The following is a 5,278-nucleotide window of genomic DNA, read 5'->3' on the forward strand; positions in this document are numbered from 1 at the left end:
TTCACCTCGCATCCGGCCGGTTCGGTGCTGGTCGAATTCGGCAACACCAGGGTGATGTGCACGGCCAGCGTCGTCGACGGGGTGCCGCGCTGGCGCAAGGGGTCGGGTCGGGGCTGGTTGACCGCGGAGTACGCGATGCTGCCGGCGGCCACCCACACTCGTTCGGACCGGGAGTCGGTGAAGGGTCGCGTCGGGGGGCGCACGCAGGAGATCAGCCGGCTGGTCGGCCGGTCGCTGCGCGCCTGCGTCGACCTGGCGGCGCTCGGGGAGAACACCATCGCCGTCGACTGCGACGTGCTGCAGGCCGACGGCGGCACCCGGACCGCGGCGATCACCGGCGCCTATGTAGCCCTGGCCGACGCTGTCACCTATCTCTCCGCCGCCGGCAAGCTGTCGGATCCACGGCCGCTGTCGTGTGCGATCGCCGCGGTCAGCGTTGGCGTGGTCGACGGCCGGGTCCGGGTCGACCTGCCCTACGAGGAGGACTCCCGCGCGGAAGTCGACATGAACGTCGTCGCCACGGACACCGGAACTCTGGTGGAGATCCAGGGCACCGGCGAGGGTGCGACGTTCCCGCGGTCCACGCTGGACAAGCTGCTCGATGCGGCGCTGGGTGCTTGCGGGCAGCTGTTCGCCGTGCAGCGCGACGCGCTGGCGCTGCCGTATCCGGGTGTGCTGCCCGAAGGGCCCGCGCCGAAGAAAGCGTTCGGAAGCTGACTGACCTGTTGGTGGCCAGCCGCAACCCCGAGAAGCTGGCCGAGCTGAACCGGGTGCTCGCCGATGCCGGGGTGTCGGGGCTTCGGCTGGTGTCACTGGACGAGGTGACGCCCTACGACGAGGCACCGGAGACCGGTGCGACCTTCGAGGACAACGCGCTGGCCAAGGCGCGTGACGGGTTCACCGCGACCGGGTTGGCGTGTGTCGCCGACGATTCGGGGCTGGCGGTGGCGGCGTTGAACGGCATGCCCGGGGTGCTGTCGGCGCGCTGGGCCGGCGTACACGGCGACGACGCCGCGAACAATGTTCTGCTGCTGGCCCAGTTGCGCGACTTGCCCGAGGCGCGCCGCGGCGCGACGTTCGTGTCGGCATGCGCGCTGGTCTGGGGGCCGGGCGCGGCCGGTGAAGTTGTGGTGCGCGGCGAGTGGCCGGGCAGCATCTCGCGAGAGCCACACGGCGCCAACGGGTTCGGATACGACCCGGTGTTCATCCCGGACGGCCCGGATATTGGCGGCCGCACCGCGGCGCAGCTCAGCCCGGCGGAGAAAGACGCGGCCTCACACCGCGGCCGGGCACTGGCGCTGCTGGTGCCAGCACTGCGCCGGCTCGTCTGACCGCACAGCCGGCAGCTACAGCGCGAACTGGGCCTTGACGTTTCGGGTCTGGTAGTGCTCGACGACGATTCCGAGCACCGGAATGGTGCCCGACACCAGCACGCCGATGGTCTTGCCGATCGGCCAGCGGGCCTTGATCGCGAGGTTGAATGCGGCCAGCACGTAGGCGAAGTACACCCAGCCGTGCACCATCGCGACCCATCTGATTCCGTTGTGGAACACGTAGTGCGCGACGAGTTCGCCGCACAGCAGCAGCAGCCAGATGCCGGTCGCCCACGCCATCACGCGGTAGCCGAGCAGGGCCGTGCGGATCTTCTCGACCGACGTCGTGGTAGTGGGGGTGGGTGCGGGTGTTTCGGGGGTGGTCATGCGGTGGTCCTGTTCTTTCTGTCGTTATCTGACTCGGCGCGTTCGGCCAGGTAGGCCAGGTAGGCCAGGTAGGCGTTGTACTCGGCCAGCGCGAGATCATTGGGTGGCGGGGATGCGGGCTTGGGTCGCTCGGGCAGCAGGCCCGGGGGTATCTCGGTCACGCGCTGCGACGGCTCCGGCGGTGTCTCTTCGTAGCGGACAAACTTGCGGTAGGCGTACACGCAGAACCCGGCGAACAGCGGCCACTGCAGCGCGTAGCCCAGGTTTTGGAACGTGCCCGACGCCGACTCAAACCGCGTCCACTGCCACCAGCCCAAGGCCAGGAAACCGCAGGTGGCGACGATCACCAGCACGAGCAGTGCGGGCCTCCGACGCCGTGTAGTGGACACCCCTCGACCGTACCGCTCGTTACCCGACAATGGTTTTCGGCATCACGGTGGGCCGAAACCCGTATCGGGGCACCCCGAAACCGAAGACAGAGCCGCGTTCGCCCGCACCCGGCGTCGGCATCCCGGGCACGCCAGGCATGCCGGGCATACTGGCCGAGGCCTCCGGGCCGGCACCCACGCCGGCGCCGGGCATTGCGGGGGTGATCGGACTCACCACGTTCGTCGGGGTGATTGCAGGCCAGCCCTGTGGCACCGACAACGCCCCGACCAAACTGGCTCGGCTCATCCCTGCCGACACCGTCGCCCCCCCAAGGCCATCTACTGGCACGGGTGCAACCGTCGACGCCAACACAGATGATCCCCCCGGGACAGGCCCCGCCTGAACTGCCGAGGCCAGGCCAGTCCCGTGGCTCAGCGCACTAACAGCACTGGCTCCGATCGGGCCAATAAGTCCCACGTCGCCGGCCGACACGAATCCACTCATGGTCGCAGCCGGAAATCCGGTGTCTCCTGCGTCGGTCAAGAAGGTGCCTATGGAGTCATGTGTCCCCCCGTCCAGCGCATTCAGTAGCCCGGGAAGCCCCCGCGTTAAGCTGTCGGACCCCGGTGCGACGACGCTCGACGATCCAGTCGTTGTCGATGACGCGGATCCTAGCGGCGATGAGAGTTGGTGCAGCGCCGAATTCAGCTGAGATAGCTTGTTGCCCACGTTGCCAATGGCGTTGCTCGAAGCCTGGGTGGTCGCGGCGGCTTGGCTGGCTTGCCCAGCTGGGTTGGTGGTCTGCGGGGGCTGGGTGAACGGCTTGGGATCCGAGGCCGTTGCCGACGAGCCAGCATACTGGTACATCGCGGCGCCGTCTTGGACCCACATTTGGCCGTACTCGGCCTCGGTAGCAGCGATCGCCGGGGTGTTTTGGCCCAAAACGTTTGTCGCGATCAGCGACGCCAGTTGGGTGCGGTTGGCCGCGATCACCGCTGGCGGAACGTGCTCGGCAAACGCGGTCTCGTAGGCAGCCGCGGCAGACCTGGCCTGGTTGGCAACCCGCTCCACCTGAGCGGCTGTGATAGACATCCACTCGATGTAGGGGGCGGCTGCGGTGGCCATCGATCTCGATGCTGGGCCCACCCATCCTTCGCTGGTCAGATCGGAGATGACGGATTGGTAAGCAGTCGCTGTCAAATCCAACTCGGCGGCGAGCCCATCCCAAGCCGACGCGGCGGCCATCATCGGTCCCGACCCGGGACCGGCGTAGATGTGCGCGGAGTTGACTTCCGGCGGTAGCGCCCCGAAGTCCATGGTGTTAGTCATCGCTTCATCTCCTTACTTTTTTCTTGACGGGTAGCGACCAAGGCTCGCTCGTGGGTTCACCTTCTGGCCCCTCCGGAAACATGAGGTTGTCTCTGTCCCGGTCTTCGTCGCATTTGAGGCGGTGGTTACCCATCCGGCGTGAACGCTGACCGTTCACGGCCATGCAATTACCCGCGGTTACCCACGCTACCGGGCAGATCGTCTGGCGTCAGACTGCCGGGCAGGTCTGGATCGTCGAAACGCGCCAGCGTGCCACCGTTGGGAAGGTCAGGGTCGCCGAAATTCACAAAACCTAGCTGGTGGCCTGGTTCCAATTTCAATGATGCTGCCTCGGGGTTTCGGCGACGTCGGCCCAAATCACCGGTCCATCTATGGATTCCGGTTAAAGCGGTATGATCATCGAGCTTGCGGGCGTGGCGTAATTGGTAGCCGCGCGGGCTTTAGGTGCCCGTGCTCGAAAGAGCGTGAGGGTTCGAGTCCCTCCGCCCGCACCGACACGACGCCCGACGTGTGGCGAGCAGCTCGCTGCCGTTCATAGATGTCGCGACGGTGTCCGAGTCTCACGACCACGACGAGTAGGACGTCGTCGTGCACGGTGTAAATGATGCGGTAGTTGCCGACACCCACCCCGCAGACCCGGTCGATCCCGCAGAGGACGTGCTCCTGCTGGACGGGGATCTTGCGTGTTACCGATTCCACACGCACTTAAAGGTCAGCAGGTCACATCGATCGTGAAGCCCGCATTACTGGGCTCGGCGGGATTGTCGAGGTTGGTGCGTTCAGCGGTGCCGACGATGTGATACGTGCCCGCGGCGAACGTCGCCTCCGCCTTGCCGGCGCCGCCGGCGCCGCCGTCGACGAGGCCGGTGAAGCCGTTGAAATCATTGATATTGACCGATTCCAGCTTCGGTTTGTCGGGCTCGAGCCGCAGCACCGTACGGATCTGCGCCGAGCCGTCGGTGATGTCGACGCTCAACATCCAGTCAACCTGCGTGCAGACGACAGCATGCGAGGTGCGGGTTTGGCCGTTGACGGTGACCTGGGCGGACTTCTGCGGGACTTCGGCCGTGCCCGCGCCGCACCCAGTGCACCCCGCAACCAACGCCACCGCGATTGCCGCGGCGGTGGCGTACCGGCGCCGCAGCGGCATGTCAGCTGTGCTCAATGCTGCCTCGGGATAGACGTCGTTGATGTCGTCAAGACGGTATCGCCCGGCTCGGTCCGCTGTCCGGCTTTTCAGGACACCGGCCTGAAGGTGACCGGCAGTCGGTTGGGTGAGCGGAAGGTCAGTCCGACGATCTCGGCGTCGCTGTCCGGAGCAAGCGCCAGGTCGGTGACTCGGTCGAACAGAGTGTCGAACATGACCTGGGTTTCCAGCCTCGCCAGATGCATACCCAGGCACATGTGCTCACCGGCGCCGAAGGCCATGTGCGCCTTGCGTTCCCGGGTGATGTCGAATACGTCGGGATCGGTCCAGCGACTTTCGTCGTGGTTGGCCGAGCCCATGCACAAGTCGACCTGCGCATCCTTCGGGATTGTCCTGCCGCCGATTTCGACGTCCCGCGTTGTGGTACGCACCACCGTGGTGAGCGGCGTTTCATAGCGCAGGCCCTCTTCGAACGCGGCGGGTATCAGGGTGCGGTCCTGGTAGACCATCGCCAGCTGCTCGGGGTGATTGAGCAGCAGGTACAGCAGGTTTCCCGACGAGCGGTAGGTGGTTTCCAGGCCGGCCGGCAGCAGCAACCGTAAAAACGAGATAATGGCGTCGTCGGTCAGCTTCTCGCCGTCGATCTCAGCGCTGACCAGGTCACCGATGATGTCGTTGGTCATTGTGCGGCGGCGCTGTTCGACCTGGTTGAGGAAGTAGGCTTGCAACGCGA

At 66.2% G+C, this 5,278-nt stretch carries 7 protein-coding genes, 1 tRNA gene and 1 pseudogene; 3 read left to right on the forward strand and 6 right to left on the reverse strand.

The annotated features are described in order from the left end of the window. A partial coding sequence (rph, locus tag AC2VON_RS10345; protein ID WP_486952876.1) for a ribonuclease PH occupies positions 1-717 on the forward strand: 717 nt, incomplete at its 5' end. Further along, complete coding sequence (locus AC2VON_RS10350) at positions 714-1,331, forward strand: non-canonical purine NTP pyrophosphatase (protein ID WP_486952881.1); 618 nt, start codon at positions 714-716, stop codon at positions 1,329-1,331. The genes rph and AC2VON_RS10350, both read left to right, overlap by 4 nt. Before the next feature lie 15 nt (positions 1,332-1,346). Here the strand turns inward: AC2VON_RS10350 and AC2VON_RS10355 are convergent, their stop codons facing one another. From AC2VON_RS10355 to AC2VON_RS10365, 3 genes are read right to left on the reverse strand one after another with little or no spacing between them, the layout of a single operon-like run. Then, complete coding sequence (locus AC2VON_RS10355) at positions 1,347-1,700, reverse strand: DUF3817 domain-containing protein (protein ID WP_486952877.1); 354 nt, start codon at positions 1,698-1,700, stop codon at positions 1,347-1,349. Further along, on the reverse strand, positions 1,697-2,089 hold the full coding sequence (locus AC2VON_RS10360) for a hypothetical protein (RefSeq protein ID WP_486952878.1): 393 nt from the start codon (positions 2,087-2,089) through the stop codon (positions 1,697-1,699). Before AC2VON_RS10360 ends, AC2VON_RS10355 begins: the two co-directional genes overlap by 4 nt. 19 nt (positions 2,090-2,108) lie before the next feature. Continuing rightward, positions 2,109-3,386 (reverse strand): PPE family protein, encoded by a 1,278-nt coding sequence (locus tag AC2VON_RS10365; protein WP_486952882.1) that lies wholly within the window; start codon positions 3,384-3,386, stop codon positions 2,109-2,111. A gap of 419 nt (positions 3,387-3,805) precedes the next feature. Here AC2VON_RS10365 and AC2VON_RS10370 point away from each other — a divergent pair. Next, positions 3,806-3,889: transfer RNA gene (locus tag AC2VON_RS10370), tRNA-Leu, on the forward strand. A 55-nt stretch (positions 3,890-3,944) separates the two neighbouring features. Here the strand turns inward: AC2VON_RS10370 and AC2VON_RS10375 are convergent. From AC2VON_RS10375 to AC2VON_RS10385, 3 genes and pseudogenes are all read right to left on the reverse strand, one after another. Next, positions 3,945-4,103, reverse strand: a pseudogene (locus tag AC2VON_RS10375) (type II toxin-antitoxin system RelE/ParE family toxin); the annotation flags it as partial. A 7-nt stretch (positions 4,104-4,110) separates the two neighbouring features. After that, positions 4,111-4,563 (reverse strand): lipoprotein LpqH, encoded by a 453-nt coding sequence (locus tag AC2VON_RS10380; protein WP_486952879.1) that lies wholly within the window; start codon positions 4,561-4,563, stop codon positions 4,111-4,113. Positions 4,564-4,634: 71 nt separating this feature from the next. Further along, a partial coding sequence (locus AC2VON_RS10385) for a cytochrome P450 (protein WP_486952880.1) occupies positions 4,635-5,278 on the reverse strand: 644 nt, incomplete at its 5' end.

The sequence above is a fragment of the Mycobacterium sp. TH-M82 genome (assembly GCF_057473605.1).